Origin of the sequence: Vibrio gangliei, assembly GCF_026001925.1 — a bacterium.
Taxonomy (GTDB): domain Bacteria; phylum Pseudomonadota; class Gammaproteobacteria; order Enterobacterales; family Vibrionaceae; genus Vibrio; species Vibrio gangliei.
Genome location: NZ_AP021869.1, coordinates 2,077,302 through 2,096,551, shown reverse-complemented (window position 1 = coordinate 2,096,551; position 19,250 = coordinate 2,077,302). Strand labels below are relative to the sequence as shown.

The following is a 19,250-nucleotide window of genomic DNA, read 5'->3' as shown; positions in this document are numbered from 1 at the left end:
AAAAAAGGTCTATTTGCTGTCTATTTAAACAAAAAACGTGATTTTGCTGATTAATGCAACACTTTGCTTACAAAACCAATGTTATGGGTGTGTATCGACAGTCAGCCATTATTTCATATTGTGAAACTCTTTTTGGTAAGCGGTTACTTTTTCTAAGTAGCGTCGAGATTCCGCATTCGGGTGCTTTTTCGTTAATGCCCAGTAAACTTGGCTTGTTTGTAGGCTGTTGATGTCATTAATCGCCGATGTCTTACCGCCACCAAACGTATTAAACACGCCTCCAGAGCCGCCGTTATAGGCTGAAATCATACTGTATTGCATGGATGTGCTGTTTTGTATCCCTTTCAAGTAACGAGTTTTCAGCAAGTAAAAGTAGGCGACACCTGTGTCTATATTATTCGCTGGATTATATAAATACTTAGGTGTTGGCATGCCTGATCTGCCTTTGACTAAGTTAAATACATCGTGACCTGCCGTTTTAGGCACCACTTGCATTAAGCCATAGGCGTTTGCCCAACTGACCGCGTACGGGTTAAAGCTACTTTCGGTTTTAATGATGGCGTAAATTAAATCTTCAGGAATACCATATTGCTTAGAGGCTTTACGTACGATGTCTGCGTATTGATAGCTACGTAATTTTGCGTGGTTTTGTACCATAGGGATGGTGACAAAGTAGGATTTCTTATAATCCACCGTGCGAGTTTGTAGCTTGTTTTTGATTAAGTAATCTGCAAATTGATTGGCACGCCACGACCACTGAATGGATTGACCATTTTGATCGACCACCTGATCGGACAAAAACGGTTTACCGCCCATGGCGATTTCTTTGGATGAAAATAAATCGACATTAGCAGGATTATTAGGAGTCAGTAGGGTAGTGACGATAGCGCGCTTTAAGTGCTCTTTAGGTTCGGTTGGGGCAATGGTTTCTACCGTCACGGTGCCATTGTCAAAGTCAATATCGGCGCGGTTTAGATAGCCATCGGTGTATTTCACGTAGGTCTTAGCTCCCGCCATCTTGATATTGTCTTGCCCCCATTTATTGGCAACTTGACCTGAAAACTGATTCATTAAACTGTCTAATGCCGCGGTATCTTTAGCAAATTGGCCCGGAAGCGGAGCGAGATTCTTTGCAAAGCGGTTCGTCGGCGTGTAGTCGACATCGTAGACGCTTTCAATAAATTCACGGCTACAGCCACTTAGCAGCAAACAACAAATAATAAAGAGCCAGCTTTTCTTTTTCATCAGAGGAGTTTTGATTCAGTATTGGCAAACCAGAAAGGACACATCTAGCTTTGCTAAAAACAAAACAGGCATTGATTGGTTTTTAGTTAGCCTTAATTGGTAGCTAAAAAAAACCTCAATGCCTGTGCGACAATTAGACGGAATTATACCGAATTAATTGTTGATCACCAGTTATTCACTCGGTGGCGTATAACTATTCACTTGGTGGAGTGTAGCCATCAATAACGATGTCTTTACCTTCAAATAAGAAACTGACCATTTCTGTCTCAAGCAGTTTACGATGCTCTGGATCCATCATGTTCAATTTCTTTTCATTGATCAGCATGGTTTGTTTGTGTTGCCACTGCGCCCAAGCTTCTTTACTGATGTTGTCGAAAATACGTTTACCAAGATCGCCAGGGTAAAGTTGAAAATCTAATCCTTCGGCTTCCTTATTTAAGAAAACACAATTTACAGTACGGCTCATGGGAGCTCCTTAATCATTCAGTTCGTAAGGTAGGCTGTGCAGCAGTTGTTTCACTGGTGCCGCAAGCCCCACTTCTTTCGGTTGAGATAAGTTATACCAAAGACCTTGTTGGCCTTCCATCACCAAACTCGGTTGTTGGTTTAATTTTACTAAAATTGGCGTGATATCGAGATGATAATGGCTAAAAGTATGACGAAACGCGGTGAGTATGCGTATATCGTCGACCATATTTTCTTTTATCGCTCGCTGATCGAATAGCTGTTCAATGTGTTGGTTCTCATGCTGAGGAAAGCAAAACAACCCGCCCCAAATACCCACTTGAGGGCGCTGCTCTAGCCACACTTGATCGTCGTGATACAACATCGCAAACCAGGTTTCTTTGACCGGTTTTTCTTTTTTCGGCTTTTTACCCGGGAAGTCCAGTTGGCGCTGCTGTGCTTTGGCTTGGCACATAAATTCAACCGGGCATAAATCGCATTTGGGCTTACTACGCGTACAAACCAGCGCCCCCATATCCATCATAGCTTGATTGTATTTATCGACATCCTGCTCAGGTGTGTGGGTTTCAGCAATTTGCCACAATTGATTCTCAACGCTTTTTTGCCCAGGCCAACCCTCTACGGCAAAGCTGCGCGCTAGAGTGCGCTTAACGTTACCATCTAAAATGGCATGAGGCAGTTTATACACGGATGACAAAATCGCAGCGGCGGTAGATCGGCCAATGCCGGGCAGTGCATTTAATTGCTCAATATTAGTTGGAAATTCACCTGAGTAGTCACGGGCTACAATTTGGGCTGCTTTATGTAAATTGCGCGCACGAGCGTAGTAGCCAAGGCCAGTCCACAGATGCAACACTTCATCTTGATGACCATTGGCGAGCTCAATGATTGTTGGAAATCGCTGTAAAAAACGCTCGAAATAGGGAATAACAGTAGTGACTTGAGTTTGCTGTAACATGATTTCAGACAACCAAACTTTATAGGCCGTTTTCTCTTGCTGCCACGGTAAGGTTTTACGTCCGAACTTTTCATACCATGCTAAAATAGCGTCTGAAAATGCACTCACGATTTGCTCTTTATTTGAATAATAATTAGGCGCGAATTGCATCATAGCTTGGGGTGTAAGTAAACCATGTAAATACCGTGGGCTTTGTTGCAACTATCTATTGGCCACTGTTCGCTCACTTTCGAGCAAATAAGATCGAGATAATGTGCTTTTTTGGTGAGAAAAGCTTGCACCGTGCGCGTATCTTTGGATAATTCTCACCCTATTTTTCGAACACGCCAATCACTAACTTGGCACAACCTTTAGGCAGAAACATGGCAGAAGTAACAACAAACGAAGTGAATGAAGAAGGCAAAATCGTACGAAGAATTCGTAGTTTTGTTCGTCGTGAAGGTCGCTTAACTAAAGGTCAAGAAAAAGCGATTGAAGAATGCTGGCCAACGATGGGCATTGATTTTGTTCAGCAGCGTCTTGATTGGCAACAAGTGTTTGGCAATAACAACCCTGTTGTACTTGAAATCGGTTTTGGTATGGGCGCGTCATTAGTTGAAATGGCGAAAAACGCACCCGAAAAAAACTTTATCGGCATTGAAGTACACAGCCCAGGTGTCGGGGCTTGTTTGGCTTCTGCGCAAGAAGCGGGCGTGACTAACCTACGCGTGATGTGTCACGATGCGGTGGAAGTGTTTGAACACATGATCCCAGACAGCAGCTTGACTACACTACAGCTGTTCTTTCCAGACCCATGGCATAAAAAACGTCACCATAAACGTCGTATCGTTCAGCTTGGCTTTGCTGAAATGGTGCGTCAAAAGCTGATTCTAGGCGAAGGTATTTTCCACATGGCGACCGACTGGGAAAACTACGCTGAGCACATGATCGAAGTGATGAATGAAGCGCCAGGATTTGAAAACATTGCCACTGATGGCGATTACATTCCTCGTCCTGATGAACGCCCACTGACTAAATTTGAAGCGCGCGGTCATCGTTTAGGTCACGGCGTTTGGGATATCAAGTACCGTCGTAACGCATAATTTATCCGTATTATTTATTGCATTTAAAATCTGAATTGCTAAAAGCCAGTTGCTATGCCGCTGGCTTTTTTGCCCTTAAATCGGAGTTGTTAATACTATGCCGCAACCTACTCAAGCATTATTAGAAAATATTCTGGAGCAAGTTCGTCCTTTGATTGGTAAAGGTAAAGTCGCCAATTACATTCCGGCATTAGGCTGTATTGCTAATGATAAGTTGGCGATAGCGATTTACACCAATGATGGGCAAGTGATCAAAGCCGGTGATGCCGATGAAGCCTTCTCGATTCAATCCATTTCCAAAGTATTGAGTTTAACCTTGGCGATGCAAATTTATCAGCCTGAAGAAATTTGGCGTCGCGTTGGCAAAGAGCCATCGGGCCAAGCGTTCAATTCCATGATTCAGCTTGAAGTTGAGCAGGGCATTCCACGTAACCCGTTTATTAATGCCGGCGCGATTGTGGTGGCAGACATGCTACAAACACGCCTGTCTGCGCCAAGACAGCGATTGCTTGAGTTTGCTCGTCAGCTTTCTGGTGACACCCATATTGTGTATGACAAAGTGGTGGCGGCGTCTGAAATGCAGCACAGTGACCGAAATGCCGCGATTGCCTACTTGATGCGCTCATTTGGCAACTTTGAAAACGAAGTGATACCTGTGTTGAATAACTACTTCCACGCTTGCGCACTTAAAATGAGTTGTGTTGATTTGGCGAAAACTTTTAGCTACCTCGCCAATCAAGGGCAATCGGTGCAAACTAAAAAACAGATCATCGCGCCGAATCAAACTAAGCGTTTAAATGCATTGCTGGCGACTTGTGGCTTATACGATGGTGCTGGTGAATTTGCGTTTCGGGTTGGCATGCCGGGCAAATCAGGTGTTGGCGGCGGCATTATTGCTGTGATCCCGGGTGAGATGAGTATTTCGGTGTGGTCGCCAGAGTTGGATAAATCCGGTAACTCGCTAGCCGGTACAGCGGCGTTGGAAATATTGTCGACGGAGTTAGGTCGGTCGATATTTTAAAGAGACGTACGGTCAATCGGAATCTCGGTACTCGTCGCTCGATAGGACCTTCAAGCGACGAGAAGCAAAGCGTTCGAGAAACGAGATTCGTTTTTTATTCTTCTTCGACAAACAATTCAATCAGATCGTTAAAGAACAGCTTACCTTTTTGCGTCACTTGCCAGTGGCTGTCACTTTCTGTGATAAAACCTTGTAGCTTGGCTTGCGAAATAGGGCCGTCAATATCATCCAGCTTGAGACCAGTACGCTGAATAAATTCCGCTTTAGGACAAGCTTCAATTAAGCGGAAACGATTCATGAAATATTCAAATGGTCGATCTTCACTTTCAACTTGGGTTTCATTGTCTAAGTAAGGCTTAACCAAATTATTCAAAGCGGCCAAATAACCACGAGGGTGCTTCACTTTGGTGGTGCGCACAATGCGTCCATCGGCAAAGCTTAATTTGCCGTGTGAACCGCAGCCAATCCCTAAGTAGTCACCAAAATGCCAATAATTCAAATTATGACGACATTGGTAGCCCGGTTTGCTGTAGCCAGAAATTTCATATTGCACGTAACCTGCTTCCGTTAATCGCTGGTGACCTTGCTCAAAAATATCCCACAAATCATCATCATCCGGCAGAATGGGCGGCTTGGAATAAAACAGCGTATTTGGTTCAATAGTGAGCTGATACCAAGATAAATGATACGGGTCGAGTTCAATCGCTTTATCAAGGTCGGCCAAGGCTTGTGCTTGGGTTTGATTCGGCAAGCCGTGCATTAAATCGAGGTTAAAGCTTTTTAGGCCAATTTGATGCGCCAGTTTTGCGGCATTAATGGCTTCTTGTTGGCCGTGAATTCTGCCTAGCGCTTGCAGTTTTTCTTGCTCAAAACTTTGTACGCCGATGGAGATTCGGTTGACGCCTTGGGTTTGAAATTGGGCAAAACGTTCCGCTTCAATGGTGCCAGGGTTGGCTTCCATGGTGATTTCAATATTGTCTTCAAAGGGCAGCAGCGCTTCAATGCCACGCAATAAACGGCCAATTTCTTGAGGCGAGATCAGGCTAGGTGTGCCGCCACCGATGAAGATCGAATGCAATAATCGTGGCGCATTTTCAAGTTGATACTTTTCAATATCGGTTTTGAGATCTTCCAGTAAAGCGTCGATGTATTGGCTTTCTGGGATCTCACCTTTTTGCGCGTGCGAATTAAAATCACAATAAGGGCACTTTTGTACACACCATGGAATATGTACATATAAACTGAGCGGTGGAGGCGTTAACACTGGCATCCCTTATGCGGTAAATTGAGGTGAATCAGCCAATGCCGCAAACAGCTTTTTGAGCGCTTTGCCACGATGCGACAATTGTTTTTTACGCGCCGGTTCTAGTTGTGCGGAAGAGCAATTTTCTTCCGGAACCCAAAATACCGGATCATAACCAAAGCCGTTGTCACCTTGTGCTTGTTCTAAGATTTTGCCTTCCCATTGGCCGTGACAAACCAAAGGCGTCGAATCGTTTTCATGGCGCATTAACACCAGGACGCAATGAAAGCGGGCGGTGCGTTGTTCACTTGGAACGCCTTGCATTTCAGTCAGCAGCTTTTCGAGATTTTTTTGATCGGTCGCACCTTCACCAGAAAAGCGTGCTGAATAAATACCTGGTGCACCTTTTAGATAATCGACTTCTAACCCTGAGTCATCGGCAATGGCTGAAAGGCCGGTTTCTTTAGCCGCATGGCGAGCTTTAATAATGGCGTTCTCAATAAAGGTGGTGCCGGTTTCGGCCACATCCGATACGTTGTACTGGCTTTGCGCTTCAACATTGAAACCAAAATCAGCCAGTAAGTCTGCCATTTCTTTGACTTTGCCTTGGTTGCCTGTGGCTAATACGAGTTTTTTCATGGGATTTCTCTAAGTAAATTATTCTTCGACATAAAAGGTCTGATGAAAACTGAATGGGCCACTGCCTACTTGGCCGGCGTCCACATCAATGTTAAAGGTGAGCTGTTCTTCGTTGGTGATTGGAAACTCTGCCAGATAATAAATAGCGTCACCTTCTTTGACTTGTTTAAAGGTTAACTGGCGTGTTTGCCCGAGCAAGTTTTTACTACTACCTGAAATCTTGGCATCCACTGCGGGAGTACCGAGCTTACTGGTATCCAATACGCTCACGTTTAAAATAGCCGAGTACCCATTGCGTTTTAATTTATATTGTCTTGCTACTTCTGGTGTGAGCATGGCGGAATTAAACGCAGAATAATGAATTTGACTATTTTTAATGGTTTTAAATTGTTCGGCGTAGCTTGGTGATGCGAGCAACGCGGAGACGATGATCAAACTTGATGTAATCCATTTTTTCATTGGTTAATCCTTTCATTGTTTGACAGTAAAGCCTCAACCTCTGCTGGAATTTGCGTCGGCGATATGATTCGAATCGTTTTGTGCCTGCCTAGCTCACCTTTTTCAATGTTGACATTGCCTTTGGCGACTTTGAACTGCTTGGCTAAATATTTGCTCAAATAGGCATTGGCTTTGCCGTCTATGGGCGGAGCGGTAATGGCAATTTTTAATTCATCGCCATGCTGCCCGATGATGGCATCCCGACTGGCTTTAGGCTGAATATAAACGCGCAGGAGCAAATCGTCTCCTGCGCGTTGAATAAGATGATTCATGTCAGTGAAATTATAGCTGATACCAAATCGGGCCAATTAAATCGCCCATTAGGTAGTTAGCAAATTGCAGCACCAAAAATAGCACTAATAAACTGAAATCAAATCCGCCCATTGGAGGTAAAAGACGGCGAATTGGAGATAGCATTGGCTCAGTTAATTGCACCATCACATACTCAACAGGGCTACGACCTTGGCTTACCCAGCTTAAGATCGCGCGGATCAATAAAATCCAGAATAGTAACCCACCAGCTGCTTTAATCAGTGCCAAAGCGCCAAACATTAAGAAGCTAGCGCTGAATACCAAGCTGCCATTTGAAATTAGAATCAGGCAGACAAATTTTAATACGCTCAATGCATAAGCAAACAGCACCGTGGCTAAATCAATATTGCCCACAGATGGGATCACGCGGCGTAATGGGGCAACGACCGGCTGAGTCGCTTTGACGACAAATTGTGAAAATGGATTGTAAAAATCTGCGCGAGCCAGCTGTAGCCAGACTCGTAAAATCACGACCATGATGTAGAGGTCGAATACGGTTGAAACTAAAAAAGTCATTGAGTTCATGTGTTGAAACCTTGTAATGAGTAAACTTAAGTCTAAAAATTAAATCAGTTTTTCCATCTCTTCCGCTCGGTTTACTGCAGCTTGCATCGCTTTAGCTACGATGTCTGAGAGATGATGTTCATTAAAAGTACGAATGGCTTCGGCTGTGGTGCCACCTTTTGATGTTACTTGTTCACGTAAGGTGGATAAATCCAGCTCAGGATTCGCCACTACCATTTCCGCAGCACCTAATGCCGCTTGTTGGACTAATAAACGCGCGGTGTCTTGATTGAAGCCTTGCGCCATGGCTTCTTTTTGCATCGCTTCCATAAACAAGAAGAAGTAGGCTGGCGCACTGCCCGCGGCTGCAATGATATTGTTGATGCCAGATTCTTCATCTACCCAACAAATCTCACCGACTGCCGACATTAAATCGCCAGCGAAATCTTTGTCGTCTTCCGATACGGTATCGGTGGCGTATAAACCACTCATGCCTTTGCCAACCAATGATGGGGTATTTGGCATGACGCGGACTAATTGTACTTGCTGGCCGAGCATGTCATTTAAACGGCTTGCTGAGATACCTGCTGCGATAGAAATGATCAACTTATTGCTTAAATCCAATGATTGAAAGTCCGCACACACATCGGCCATCATTTGTGGTTTCACCGATAAAATCACTACATCTGCGCTTTCCACTGCTGCGATATTATCCGTAGTGGTATGGATACCATAACAGTCAGATAAATTTTTCAGCTTGTTTGTATCACGTCCTGTGGCAGTAATATTTCCGGCTTTATAACCACTTGATAGCATGCCTGCGAATATTGAGCGTGCCATATTGCCTGAGCCGATGAAGCTGATTTTACGTTGTTCCATGTCGTCTATCCTTTAATCTTGGCAAATCCATTTGCTCGCCATTATATCGAATCTGTTCGCTAGCGTTTTGAATTTTCACGCAAAACGAAAGCCTTGTTACGTTTTAAAGTGAATTATATCCAGCTCAACGCGAGCTAGCGGTAATCACGGGCACCAAAAATCGCGGTACCGATACGAACCATAGTGCTGCCTGCTTCAATCGCCGCTGGCATATCACCGCTCATTCCCATCGATAACGTATCCATTTGCGGATAAAGGGCGTGCAATTTACTTTGAATTTCAGCCAATTGATTGAAAGCTGCCAGTTGAGACTGATGGTCTGAAACGTTTTCAGGTATCGACATCAACCCTCTTAATGTGAGGTTCGGCAAGCGATTTATCAACTCTGCCAAAGCAAAAACTTCGTCTTGCTGAATGCCGGATTTGCTGGCTTCACCACTGGTATTGACTTGAATCAGTACTTGTAAAGGAGGTAACTCGGCAGGACGTTGATCATTGAGACGCTGAGCAATTTTTTCACGATCAATCGAGTGAACCCAGTCGAAGTTTTCTGCGATAGGTCGAGTTTTATTGGATTGAATTGGGCCAATAAAGTGCCATTCGAGTTCGCTGTGGTTATAGTGTTGAGCAAAGTATTGAATTTTATCAACGCCTTCTTGAACGTAATTTTCGCCGAACTGGGTTTGACCTGCGTCAATCGCCTGTTTTATTGCTTCAATTGGCTTAGTTTTGCTCACTGCAAGTAGCTGTACTGAGTTAGAATGGCGGGAGTATTGTTGTTCTGCCGCTCGAATTTGCTGTCGGATTTGTTCAAGGTTTTGTTGAATACTATTTTTATCAGAACACATCATAGTTTTTCTTCGATAAGGAATTTAAATGGACATCGCTGAGTTATTGGATTTTAGTGTAAAGCATAATGCATCAGATCTACATCTTTCTGCAGGTGTGCCTCCCATGTTACGCATTGATGGCGATGTAAGAAAGTTAGATATGGAAGCATTTAGCCATTCTGATGTTCATGCTTTGGTGTTCGATATTATGAATGATGCTCAGCGTAGTGAATTTGAAGAAAAGCTTGAAATCGACTTTTCGTTTGAACTACCTAATGTGGGCCGTTTTCGTGTCAATGTGTTTAACCAGTCTCGTGGTTGCGCAGCGGTTTTTCGTACCATCCCAATGATCATTCCTTCGTTTGAAGACATTGATGCGCCAGAAATCTTTGAAAAAATTTCCAATTATGAAAAAGGCTTAGTGTTAGTCACTGGCCCAACCGGATCGGGTAAATCCACGACCTTGGCGGCGATGGTTGATTACATCAATAAGCACCATAAAAAACATATCTTAACCATTGAAGATCCTATCGAATTTACTCATACCAGCTATAAGTGCTTGGTAAACCAGCGTGAAGTTCATCGTGATACCCATAGCTTTGAAGCCTCGTTACGTTCGGCTTTGCGTGAAGACCCTGATGTGATTTTGGTGGGTGAGCTACGTGATAAAGAAACCATTAGCCTAGCTTTAACTGCAGCGGAAACGGGTCACTTGGTGTTTGGTACTTTGCATACCAGTTCGGCGGCTAAAACCATCGACCGTATTATTGATGTGTTCCCAGGGGCGGATAAAGACATGGTGCGTTCGATGTTGTCTGAATCTTTACGTGCGGTTATTGCTCAAAAACTGTTAAAGCGCAGTGATAAAGGCCGTGTAGCCTGCCATGAAGTGATGATTGCCACCCCTGCGATTCGTAACCTGATCCGTGAAGATAAAGTGGCGCAAATGCTATCGATGATCCAAACGGGCTCGTCAATTGGTATGCAAACCATGGAGCAAGCCGCACGTCAGCTATTGCTGCAAGGTTTGGTGGAAAAAGAAGAAGTTGAAACCAAAATTGAAACGATGGCCTCTCCATACTAATGGCTCAGTCAGAATAAATAGGAATCGTAATGCAGTTGTCTCAAGTATTAGAAATCATGGTGTCTTCGAAAGCATCGGATATTTATTTAACGGTTGATGCACCATGTTTATATCGCATTAATGGCGAGCTTAAAGCACATGGTGAGCCTTTAGATCGTAGTGGGGTAGAAGCTCTGTTATTTGAAATGATGGATGCTGAGCGACAAGCCGAATTTCAAACAACCCATGAAGCGAACTTTGCCATTGTAAGTTCTAGTGGACGCTTTCGTGTCAGTGCCTTTTTCCAACGAGAATTACCTGGTGCGGTGATTCGTCGCATTGAAACGCGCATTCCTACGATGGAAGAGCTGAGCCTACCCGAAGTACTGAAAGATCTGGCTAGTGCCAAACGTGGTTTAGTGCTGGTGGTTGGGGCGACCGGTTCGGGTAAATCAACGTCGATGGCGGCGATGACAGGGTATCGTAACTTAACTCAAACCGGCCATATTTTGACGGTAGAGGACCCCATTGAATTTGTGCATGAGCATAAAAAATGCATCGTCACACAACGTGAAGTGGGGCTTGATACAGAAAGCTATGAAATTGCGTTGAAAAATTCATTACGCCAAGCGCCAGATATGATTTTGATTGGTGAAATTCGTAACCGTGAAACCATGGAATACGCCATGACCTTTGCGGAAACGGGGCATTTATGTATGGCGACCTTGCACGCCAACAACGCCAACCAAGCGCTTGAACGTATTTTGCATTTAGTGCCGAAAGAGCAAAAAGAGCAATTCTTGTTTGATTTATCACTAAACTTAAAAGGTGTGGTCGCTCAGCAATTAGTGCGAGATAAAAATGACAATGGTCGTCACGGGGTATTTGAAGTCTTACTTAATACACCTAGGGTGTCGGATTTGATTCGCCGTGGTGAATTGCATGAGTTGAAAACAACCATGATGCGTTCAAATGAATCAGGTATGCAGACCTTTGACCAAGCGTTATTTAATTTATTACAGCAAGATAAAATCACCTTGGATGATGCGATGCATTGCGCAGATTCTGCCAATGATTTGCGTATGATGTTGAAGTCTTCTGGTACTGGCTCGAGCTTTGAAACTAGTAAGTTAAAAGACATTAAAATCGATTTATAGCTCTGAGGATAATTGATTATGGATCAAGATCTCGTACATCAATATGAAAAAACCACCTATCAAGTGGCTGTAGGAGGGCGTCAATTTGATTTGAAAATTGACCACCATCATTCTGAATTCGAGATTTTTTGCCAAGCATCGGGAATAGGGCAATGGGCGATCATTACCGCCTTTAATCCGTTTTCCTATAACACCACGACCGAAGCAGATAATCAGCTAGCCAACCAAAAGCTACAACAAGAACTGACGGAACTCGGTTTTATGATCGGTTCTGGCGACGGTATTCCAAGCCCTGATTCTGATTGGGATACCGAATACGGATTCTTTATTGCCAATATTGATTTGGAACGGGCAAAAGCGCTGGGGGAGAAGTATCAGCAAAATGCCATTGTTTTTGGTGATGTTGGACGAGACATCCCGCCCAACCTGATCAAACTGGTTTAATTAACCTTAGTTGAGGTTAATATTGATTTTCGAACCAGCTTTCTAGGATAACCACCGCCGATTGGCAATCGACGTTACCTTTGCTGAGTGCTTTATAGCCTCCCATCGAAAATAACTCTGAGCGAGCTTCTTGAGTGGAAAGGCGCTCATCATGCAGCTCGACCTGAACTCCAAAGCGACCATGAAGGCGGTTAGCAAACTTACGGGCACGAGCGGTAATGTCAGTTAAGTCTTTGCCATGCAAATCGGTAGGAAGTCCAACGACCACGAGATCCGGTTGCCATTCTTTAATTTGCTTTTCGATATCGTCCCAATTCGGGATGCCGTCTTGTGCTTTAAACGCCTTTAATGGTGAGGCAGTACCTGTAATGGTTTGGCCTATGGCACTCCCAATGCTTTTGGTACCGTAATCAAATGCCATAATGGTTTGGTTGGTCATGGAGTTTCTCTATATCGAATTGGAGTTAAGCTATCCCGAGTTCAGGTTAAGGGCGTTAAGCGTGACCAGCATCGCCAGACAGTTGCGCTACGCTGATACCCAATAATTGCACCGCTTTTTTCCAGCGTGAGTGTATTGGAGTATCAAATAATAAATCTAAATTGGCCGGTGCTGTGAGCCAAGCATTGTCTAATAATTCTTGTTCTAGTTGGCCTGCATCCCACCCTGAATAGCCTAAAGTAACAATAAAGCGTTTCGGTTCAGCTTCCGTGCCCAGAACTGTCAGTATGTCTTTTGACGTGGTGACGGCAAGCTCATTACTGATATCAATACTAGACTGATAATTGTCTTTGCGAGTATGCAACACAAAGCCTCTATCATTAGCTACTGGCCCACCATTTAATACTGGTGCAGCGAGGCTTTGTTGGCAAATTCGAGGATGAACTGGCTCAATATCAATTTGATTGAGCATGTTGTTTAAATCGATACCAACAGGATCATTGATAACCAACCCCATAGCACCGTCATCATTGTGCTCACAGACGTAAATAACACTACGAGTAAAGTGCGAATCTTGCATACTAGGCATGGCGATCAGAAAGTGATTGGTTAAATTCATCCGTTTTCCTTTCTGTTAAAAAATGGCCGCGCACTTATACACGGCCATGATTTGAAGGTGATTAACGAGCTTGCACGTAACGTTCAATCGCATCCATCAACTTGCCTGTAATCGAAATATTAAAGGCGGCTTCGATTTCTTTAATGCAAGTTGGGCTGGTTACATTAATTTCGGTTAGCTTGTCACCAATGACATCTAAACCAACAAAAATTAAGCCTTTTTCTTTCAATGTTGGAGCAACAGCTTGAGCGATCTTGAGATCAGTTTCGCTGAGTGGGCGGGCTTCACCACGACCACCGGCGGCCAAATTACCACGCGTTTCTCCTTTAGCGGGAATACGAGCCAAGCAGTAAGGCATAGGTTCGCCATCCACCACCAAAATACGTTTATCGCCATTACTGATATCAGGAACGAAGGTTTGCGCCATGGCGTAGTTTTGGCCGTGATTGGTGAGAGTTTCGATGATAACAGAAACGTTTGGATCGTCTTGTTTCACGCGGAAAATGGACGCGCCACCCATACCGTCTAGTGGTTTTAAAATCACATCACCATGCTGGTCACGGAAGGCTTTGATTTTATCTGCTTTACGAGTAACCAGTGTGGTTGGAGTCAATTCAGGGAACCAAGCGGTGAACAGTTTTTCGTTACAGTCGCGTAGGCTTTGTGGCTTGTTCACAATCAAAGTGCCTTGTTCTTCCGCGCGTTCCAAAATGTAGGTGGCGTAGATGTATTCAGTATCAAACGGAGGATCTTTACGCATTAATACCGCATCAAGTTCCGACAATTCAATTGATTGCTCAGACGTGAATTCATACCATTTGTTTTTATCGTCAAACAAGGTCACGATTTTGGTATCGGCCAGTGGTTTGCCTTGCTCAAGGTGTAGATCGGACATTTCCATGTAATGGATTTCCCAGCCACGACGTTGCGCTTCTAACAGCATAGCGAAGCTTGAATCTTTCTTGATGTTAATAGTAGAAATCGGGTCCATTACGATGCCAATTTTCATTATTGATACTCCATAGTTGGCGAGTTTACACACCTAGCTGGTGGACTAGGCATAAGTGTATTTGGATTAGCCAAGATCGCCAAAGCGAACTTGTAGGGCGGTAATTGCCGCTAAACCTGCGGTTTCTGTACGTAAGACGCGAGGACCAAGCAGAGTTTCTTCAAACTGATATTGTTCGGTCATTTGAATTTCTTCATCAGACAACCCACCTTCTGGGCCTATCAATAAGCGCACTTTATTCACCGGTTCAGGCAAAGTGTTGATTGAGTACTTGGCTCTTGGGTGTAAATTAAGTTTGAGGCCATCGTAATCTTCTGCGCACCACTGTTCTAACTGCATTAAAGGGCGAACTTCAGGTACGACATTTCGACCACATTGTTCACATGCCGCAATCACAATCTTTTGCCATTGTTGCAGTTTTTTCTCGAATCGCTCTGCATTGAGTTTAACGCCACAACGTTCTGAAATAAGTGGTGTAATGGTATTTACGCCAAGTTCAACGGCTTTTTGAATGGTGAATTCCATTTTGTCGCCACGAGAAATGACTTGGCCAAGGTGCAGATTCAAAGAAGATTCAATGCTACGTTCAATACGCTCTTTGACCTCAACCGTCACGTTTTTCTTGGAGACTTCGTTGATGGTAGCTGGAAATTCAGCGCCAGAGCCATCAAACAGGAGCACGTCTTGTCCGGTTGTCATACGCAGGACACGTCCAACGTGACCGGCGGCATCGTCAGATAAGCTAAGTGTCCCCAAACCATTAATGGTCTGAGGGTGATATATTCTAGGGATTCTCATGTAATGACCTGTATAAGGTTAACCGCTTTTCATAACATGGATGTTTTTGTTGTAAAAAACAAGGGGTAGCAGCGGTTAACTTGCTGGTATGGAATGTGTGATTAAAACTTGCTTGAACGAATAGGGGACATTAATCGTTGATAAGCACGACTTTATTACGACCAGTTTGCTTCGCTTGATAAAGGGCTTTGTCTACGCGACGGTAGCTTAAGTCTAGCGCTTCATTGGGTTGAATTTGTGTCGCGCCGATCGATAAAGTACAGCGAAGAGATTGATTTTCTTTCTTATTGACACAAAAGGACGTTTGCTCAACCAAGCGGCGTAAATCATTCAGCCGTTGTTCAATATTATCGATGTTGTGTTCTTTGAGTAAAAGAATAAATTCCTCTCCACCAAGACGGGCAAGGTGGTCTTCTTGTCTGACAAAACATCTTAGGATTTGTGCAAATTGCTGCAGCACTTTATCACCGGAATAATGGCCGAATTGATCATTCACTCTTTTAAAATGATCAATATCGAGAATCGCTTCAAAATACTGATTTGAGGTGCCCGATAGGCTCAGCTTATCCAGAACGCGTGATATATAGCGTCGATTAGGCAGCTCAGTAAGATAATCTTGCTCGGCCATTTGCTTTAAGTGGCGTTCTTTGTTGATGGTATCTGTGACCACACTAATGTAAGTGCACAAGGCTTGCTGACTTTGCCAAGTGACTTTTTTATCTATGATTTCGACTAAGACAGGGTTGCCATTTAAATCGGTATGTGCAATGACTCTAGGTTCAGTCTGGCTGTATTGGATTGCATCTTGATAACGCTGACGTGAATCTTCGTGTTCTTCAGGGTTAATCAAGACCATTAAAGAGTCGAGTTCTAATACTTGCGCAACACTCTCAAGGCCACTGAATTGTGCGAAGGCTTCATTGGCGTAAAGAGGCTTGAAATTGACGTGCACAACAAATGGATTGGGGTGCAATTCCAATATGTGTTGTAACTCATCTTGATCTAGTGACATGGTTTGAACTCATTGCTTAAAAACACGATGAACTTACTATTCATAGGGATAATATACGAATCTCACTTCCTTTTGCTATCACAAATCTAAATATTCATGCTGGGGTGAGCTTTGATCCACATAAAGTACAGTGGTACTGAGTTTGATTGCGTAAGATTTTATTATGACGACGAATAGTCAGTTGGTGTTCTCTGCATTGGCATAAGTAAGAAAAAGTCTGGCCTTGTACGGAGGACACATCAAAGCTATGGCGCGTTTCTGGGAGCAGGTCAAACACCTGACTCATGACATACTGCCATTCTTTACCGTGCGGTTTTACTCGTCCAAATTGATGGTAAACCACCAGGTGAGCTAATTCGTGCGGTACCACTTGCTCAACAAATTCTTTGGTATTTTCAATCAACAGTGTTGGGTTGAATCGAATCTGCCATTGATTTAGGTAGGCTTTACCTGCGACTTTGCCTCGTACCGTAAATTGCACTTCAGGCAAAGGGAATGGGTATTGAAAAACACGTTCAGCCTTATTCAAATGCTTGATTAAGCTTTGCTGTATGGCTTGTTGAATGTTTTGAGGAATAGCGACTGTGGGCACTGCGGTTCTCTAACAACGATAGTATCTTGTATAAGAAAGCGCTCCTCCAAATGAAAGGTGGCGCAATAAATGAACTCTGCCTTTAAAATAAAAGCAGAGCCCAAGTGTAATCGACTTGATTAGGAGAAGCCATCCTTGGCGATATGATGCATGTGCAATGCGGAGAATTAATGTTTACGTTGTATGGTTTGTCGATAGCCATGCCAAGTCGCAAAGCCGAGTACGGGCATAGTGATGATCATGCCGATCCCTGTCGTTAGAAAGCCAATCGCAATACCTAGCACAATCAATAGCGCCCAGAGGATCATCGGAGCGAGATTATTTTTTACTGCGTTGTAGCTAGTAAAGACCGCCGTCATTATATCGACTCGTCTTTCCATCATCAGCGGAATTGAAAAGGCGGATATAGAAAAAATCACACATGAAAAAATCAAACCAACAACAGAGCCACTAATTAAGAAGGGGAGGAACGCTTGTAGCGAAGCCCCTTGCATTTCAGGATAAAGAGCATGCAACAACGAAGCGACTCGCATCCAGAAGATCATTGCCACACAAAGTAGAACCGCAAAGCTCCATTGTGATACGCCGTTACGTCGAATGGCTTTAATTGAGTGAAAGAGTTTGGGTTTATGATGCTTTTCTACCTGCCAGCTAGCGTCATACAAGCCAAGAGCAAGAAAAGGCCCGATCAGCATATATACGATCAAGCTGGGGAAAATAACTAAGTGTGAGTCTTGTAAGTAAACCAGATATTCAATTCCGGCTGCGGCAAGGGCAAAGCAAATCCCGTAGAAGAAACTGATGATTGGCGCTTTGAAAATATCGGCAAAGCCTTGCTTCACCCAACTGAGTGGGGCGGAAAATGGAATAGCGGCACAGGGTATGGTTCGTGCATATTCGCTATCCGGTGTTTTAAAATCTGATGGTTTTGCAGTTCGAGGCATACATCCTCCTTGTCTTTATTCAAGACGGTCCCAGAAATAATCATTACCTAGAGCATTTTTATCTTATCGGCTCAGGCACTTTTACATCTTATGTATAACTATTGTTGGGCTTGGGCAAAATTACAAATAAAGTGGTCAAAAAATACCCACAAAAATGGTTTATGAAAAAGTGATAGGCAATAAAAAACCCTCACCGAGTGGTAAGGGTTTAAAGTAAGTTTTTGAAAACGCAATGAGATTAAAAACTAGCCGATTATAAACCAGCGAAAGCGCGAATTGATTCTGCTTTGTCTGTTTTTTCCCAAGGGAATTCTTCACGACCAAAGTGACCGTAAGCAGCCGTTTTCTTATAGATAGGCTGAAGTAGGTTCAACATTTCTTGTAGGCCGTATGGACGTAGGTCGAAGTGTTGACGTACCGCTTCAATGATGATGTCAGAAGGCACTTTCTCAGTACCAAAGGTTTCCACCATGATTGATGTAGGATCGGCCACACCGATGGCGTAAGAAAGTTGGATTTCACAACGATCTGCCAAACCTGCTGCCACGATGTTTTTTGCCACGTAACGAGCCGCGTAAGCTGCTGAACGGTCTACTTTTGATGGATCTTTACCTGAGAACGCACCGCCACCGTGACGAGCTGCGCCGCCGTAGGTATCAACGATGATTTTACGACCCGTTAGACCACAGTCACCCATTGGACCACCGATAACAAAACGACCGGTTGGGTTGATGAAGAATTTCGTTTCTTTCGACAACCATTCAGAAGGCAATACTGGCTTGATGATCTCTTCCATTACCGCTTCACGTAGATCCGGCGTTGAGATTGAATCACAGTGTTGAGTTGAAAGCACCACTGCATCAATACCTACAATTTTTCCTTGGTCGTACTGGAAAGTGACCTGAGATTTCGCATCAGGACGTAACCAAGGTAGGGTGCCGTTTTTACGTACTTCTGCTTGCTTTTGCACCAGCAAGTGAGAGTAAGTGATTGGCGCAGGCATTAATACCTCAGTTTCGTTACAAGCATAGCCAAACATGATGCCTTGGTCACCAGCACCTTGTTCTTTAGGATCGGCTTTATCAACACCTTGGTTGATGTCTGGAGATTGCTTACCGATTGTATTTAATACAGCACAAGAATCTGCATCAAAGCCCATGTCAGAATGAACGTAACCAATGTCACGTACGGTTTGACGAGTCAGTTCTTCAATATCAACCCAGGCAGAAGTGGTAACTTCACCACCCACCATAACCATGCCGGTTTTTACGTAAGTTTCACACGCCACGCGTGCTTTCGGGTCTTGCTCTAAAATCGCATCTAATACTGCATCAGAAATTTGGTCAGCAATTTTATCTGGATGGCCTTCAGATACTGATTCTGATGTAAATAAATGTTTAGACATTCGTGAATGCTCCACTTTAGATCACCCTGACTCACACGCTTTTCGGGGGGAGGGTGATTGAGTTAGAAAAGACGCGTTAGCAATTCATCTCT

23 protein-coding genes are annotated in these 19,250 nt (G+C 43.8%); 5 read left to right on the top strand and 18 right to left on the bottom strand.

Features of this window, described 5'->3' with window-relative positions; genetic code table 11:
• Positions 1-108 precede the first annotated feature (108 nt).
• The 3 genes from mltC to mutY form a co-directional block, all read right to left on the bottom strand.
• Positions 109-1,245: a membrane-bound lytic murein transglycosylase MltC gene (gene mltC / locus Vgang_RS09675; protein ID WP_105900831.1), complete on the bottom strand. Its 1,137-nt coding sequence runs from the start codon at positions 1,243-1,245 to the stop codon at positions 109-111.
• 193 nt (positions 1,246-1,438) lie between these two features.
• The gene (locus Vgang_RS09670) at positions 1,439-1,711 is read right to left on the bottom strand and encodes an oxidative damage protection protein (RefSeq protein ID WP_105900832.1); all 273 of its coding nucleotides are present in this window, start codon (positions 1,709-1,711) and stop codon (positions 1,439-1,441) included.
• Between the two features lie 9 nt (positions 1,712-1,720).
• Positions 1,721-2,821 (bottom strand): A/G-specific adenine glycosylase, encoded by a 1,101-nt coding sequence (gene mutY / locus Vgang_RS09665; protein ID WP_406708270.1) that lies wholly within the window; start codon positions 2,819-2,821, stop codon positions 1,721-1,723.
• 209 nt (positions 2,822-3,030) lie between these two features.
• Here mutY and trmB point away from each other — a divergent pair, with 209 nt between their 5' ends.
• Both trmB and glsB read left to right on the top strand, forming a co-directional pair.
• Positions 3,031-3,750: a tRNA (guanosine(46)-N7)-methyltransferase TrmB gene (trmB, locus tag Vgang_RS09660; RefSeq protein WP_105900833.1), complete on the top strand. Its 720-nt coding sequence runs from the start codon at positions 3,031-3,033 to the stop codon at positions 3,748-3,750.
• Between the two features lie 97 nt (positions 3,751-3,847).
• Entirely contained in the window at positions 3,848-4,771 is a 924-nt protein-coding gene (gene glsB, locus Vgang_RS09655) for a glutaminase B (protein ID WP_105900834.1), read from the top strand.
• A 94-nt stretch (positions 4,772-4,865) separates the two neighbouring features.
• Here the strand turns inward: glsB and hemW are convergent, their stop codons facing one another.
• From hemW to Vgang_RS09620, 7 genes are all read right to left on the bottom strand, one after another.
• Positions 4,866-6,041, bottom strand: a complete 1,176-nt coding sequence (hemW, locus tag Vgang_RS09650) for a radical SAM family heme chaperone HemW (RefSeq protein ID WP_170066808.1) — start codon at positions 6,039-6,041, stop codon at positions 4,866-4,868.
• Between the two features lie 3 nt (positions 6,042-6,044).
• Positions 6,045-6,653 (bottom strand): XTP/dITP diphosphatase, encoded by a 609-nt coding sequence (locus tag Vgang_RS09645; RefSeq protein WP_105900836.1) that lies wholly within the window; start codon positions 6,651-6,653, stop codon positions 6,045-6,047.
• An 18-nt stretch (positions 6,654-6,671) separates the two neighbouring features.
• Complete coding sequence (locus Vgang_RS09640) at positions 6,672-7,112, bottom strand: DUF4426 domain-containing protein (protein WP_105900837.1); 441 nt, start codon at positions 7,110-7,112, stop codon at positions 6,672-6,674.
• The gene (gene yggU, locus Vgang_RS09635; protein ID WP_105900838.1) at positions 7,109-7,423 is read right to left on the bottom strand and encodes a DUF167 family protein YggU; all 315 of its coding nucleotides are present in this window, start codon (positions 7,421-7,423) and stop codon (positions 7,109-7,111) included. Before yggU ends, Vgang_RS09640 begins: the two co-directional genes overlap by 4 nt.
• Positions 7,424-7,433: 10 nt before the next feature.
• Positions 7,434-7,988: a YggT family protein gene (locus Vgang_RS09630; protein WP_105900839.1), complete on the bottom strand. Its 555-nt coding sequence runs from the start codon at positions 7,986-7,988 to the stop codon at positions 7,434-7,436.
• A gap of 39 nt (positions 7,989-8,027) precedes the next feature.
• On the bottom strand, positions 8,028-8,846 hold the full coding sequence (gene proC / locus Vgang_RS09625; RefSeq protein WP_105900840.1) for a pyrroline-5-carboxylate reductase: 819 nt from the start codon (positions 8,844-8,846) through the stop codon (positions 8,028-8,030).
• Positions 8,847-8,980: 134 nt separating this feature from the next.
• Positions 8,981-9,697: a YggS family pyridoxal phosphate-dependent enzyme gene (locus tag Vgang_RS09620; protein WP_105900841.1), complete on the bottom strand. Its 717-nt coding sequence runs from the start codon at positions 9,695-9,697 to the stop codon at positions 8,981-8,983.
• A gap of 25 nt (positions 9,698-9,722) precedes the next feature.
• On the opposite strand from Vgang_RS09620, the gene Vgang_RS09615 reads away from it, so the two are divergent.
• Genes Vgang_RS09615 through Vgang_RS09605 form a run of 3 tightly spaced genes read left to right on the top strand, consistent with a single transcriptional unit; the run spans position 9,723 to position 12,340 of the window.
• Positions 9,723-10,760 (top strand): type IV pilus twitching motility protein PilT, encoded by a 1,038-nt coding sequence (locus Vgang_RS09615; RefSeq protein WP_105900842.1) that lies wholly within the window; start codon positions 9,723-9,725, stop codon positions 10,758-10,760.
• Positions 10,761-10,789: 29 nt separating this feature from the next.
• Complete coding sequence (locus Vgang_RS09610; RefSeq protein ID WP_105900843.1) at positions 10,790-11,896, top strand: PilT/PilU family type 4a pilus ATPase; 1,107 nt, start codon at positions 10,790-10,792, stop codon at positions 11,894-11,896.
• Between the two features lie 18 nt (positions 11,897-11,914).
• Positions 11,915-12,340, top strand: coding sequence for a DUF3293 domain-containing protein (locus Vgang_RS09605; RefSeq protein WP_105900844.1), 426 nt, complete (start codon positions 11,915-11,917; stop codon positions 12,338-12,340).
• A gap of 16 nt (positions 12,341-12,356) precedes the next feature.
• On the opposite strand, the gene ruvX is transcribed toward Vgang_RS09605, so the two are convergent.
• The 8 genes from ruvX to metK all read right to left on the bottom strand — a co-directional run bounded on the left by ruvX (position 12,357) and on the right by metK (position 19,158).
• Positions 12,357-12,779: a Holliday junction resolvase RuvX gene (ruvX, locus tag Vgang_RS09600; RefSeq protein ID WP_105900845.1), complete on the bottom strand. Its 423-nt coding sequence runs from the start codon at positions 12,777-12,779 to the stop codon at positions 12,357-12,359.
• Positions 12,780-12,834: 55 nt separating this feature from the next.
• Positions 12,835-13,398 (bottom strand): YqgE/AlgH family protein, encoded by a 564-nt coding sequence (locus Vgang_RS09595; RefSeq protein WP_105900846.1) that lies wholly within the window; start codon positions 13,396-13,398, stop codon positions 12,835-12,837.
• 61 nt (positions 13,399-13,459) lie between these two features.
• A complete protein-coding gene (gshB, locus tag Vgang_RS09590; protein ID WP_105900931.1) occupies positions 13,460-14,410 on the bottom strand; it encodes a glutathione synthase in 951 nt (316 codons plus the stop codon).
• Between the two features lie 63 nt (positions 14,411-14,473).
• Positions 14,474-15,205 (bottom strand): 16S rRNA (uracil(1498)-N(3))-methyltransferase, encoded by a 732-nt coding sequence (gene rsmE, locus Vgang_RS09585; protein ID WP_105900847.1) that lies wholly within the window; start codon positions 15,203-15,205, stop codon positions 14,474-14,476.
• 130 nt (positions 15,206-15,335) lie between these two features.
• A complete protein-coding gene (locus Vgang_RS09580; RefSeq protein WP_105900848.1) occupies positions 15,336-16,217 on the bottom strand; it encodes a GGDEF domain-containing protein in 882 nt (293 codons plus the stop codon).
• Positions 16,218-16,311: 94 nt separating this feature from the next.
• Positions 16,312-16,794, bottom strand: coding sequence for a SprT family zinc-dependent metalloprotease (locus Vgang_RS09575; RefSeq protein WP_406708308.1), 483 nt, complete (start codon positions 16,792-16,794; stop codon positions 16,312-16,314).
• A 182-nt stretch (positions 16,795-16,976) separates the two neighbouring features.
• Entirely contained in the window at positions 16,977-17,753 is a 777-nt protein-coding gene (locus tag Vgang_RS09570) for a DUF2189 domain-containing protein (RefSeq protein WP_105900850.1), read from the bottom strand.
• A 253-nt stretch (positions 17,754-18,006) separates the two neighbouring features.
• Positions 18,007-19,158 carry a methionine adenosyltransferase gene (metK, locus tag Vgang_RS09565; RefSeq protein ID WP_105900851.1) on the bottom strand — a complete coding sequence of 384 codons (1,152 nt, stop codon included), beginning with the start codon at positions 19,156-19,158 and terminating at the stop codon, positions 18,007-18,009.
• Positions 19,159-19,250 lie beyond the last annotated feature (92 nt).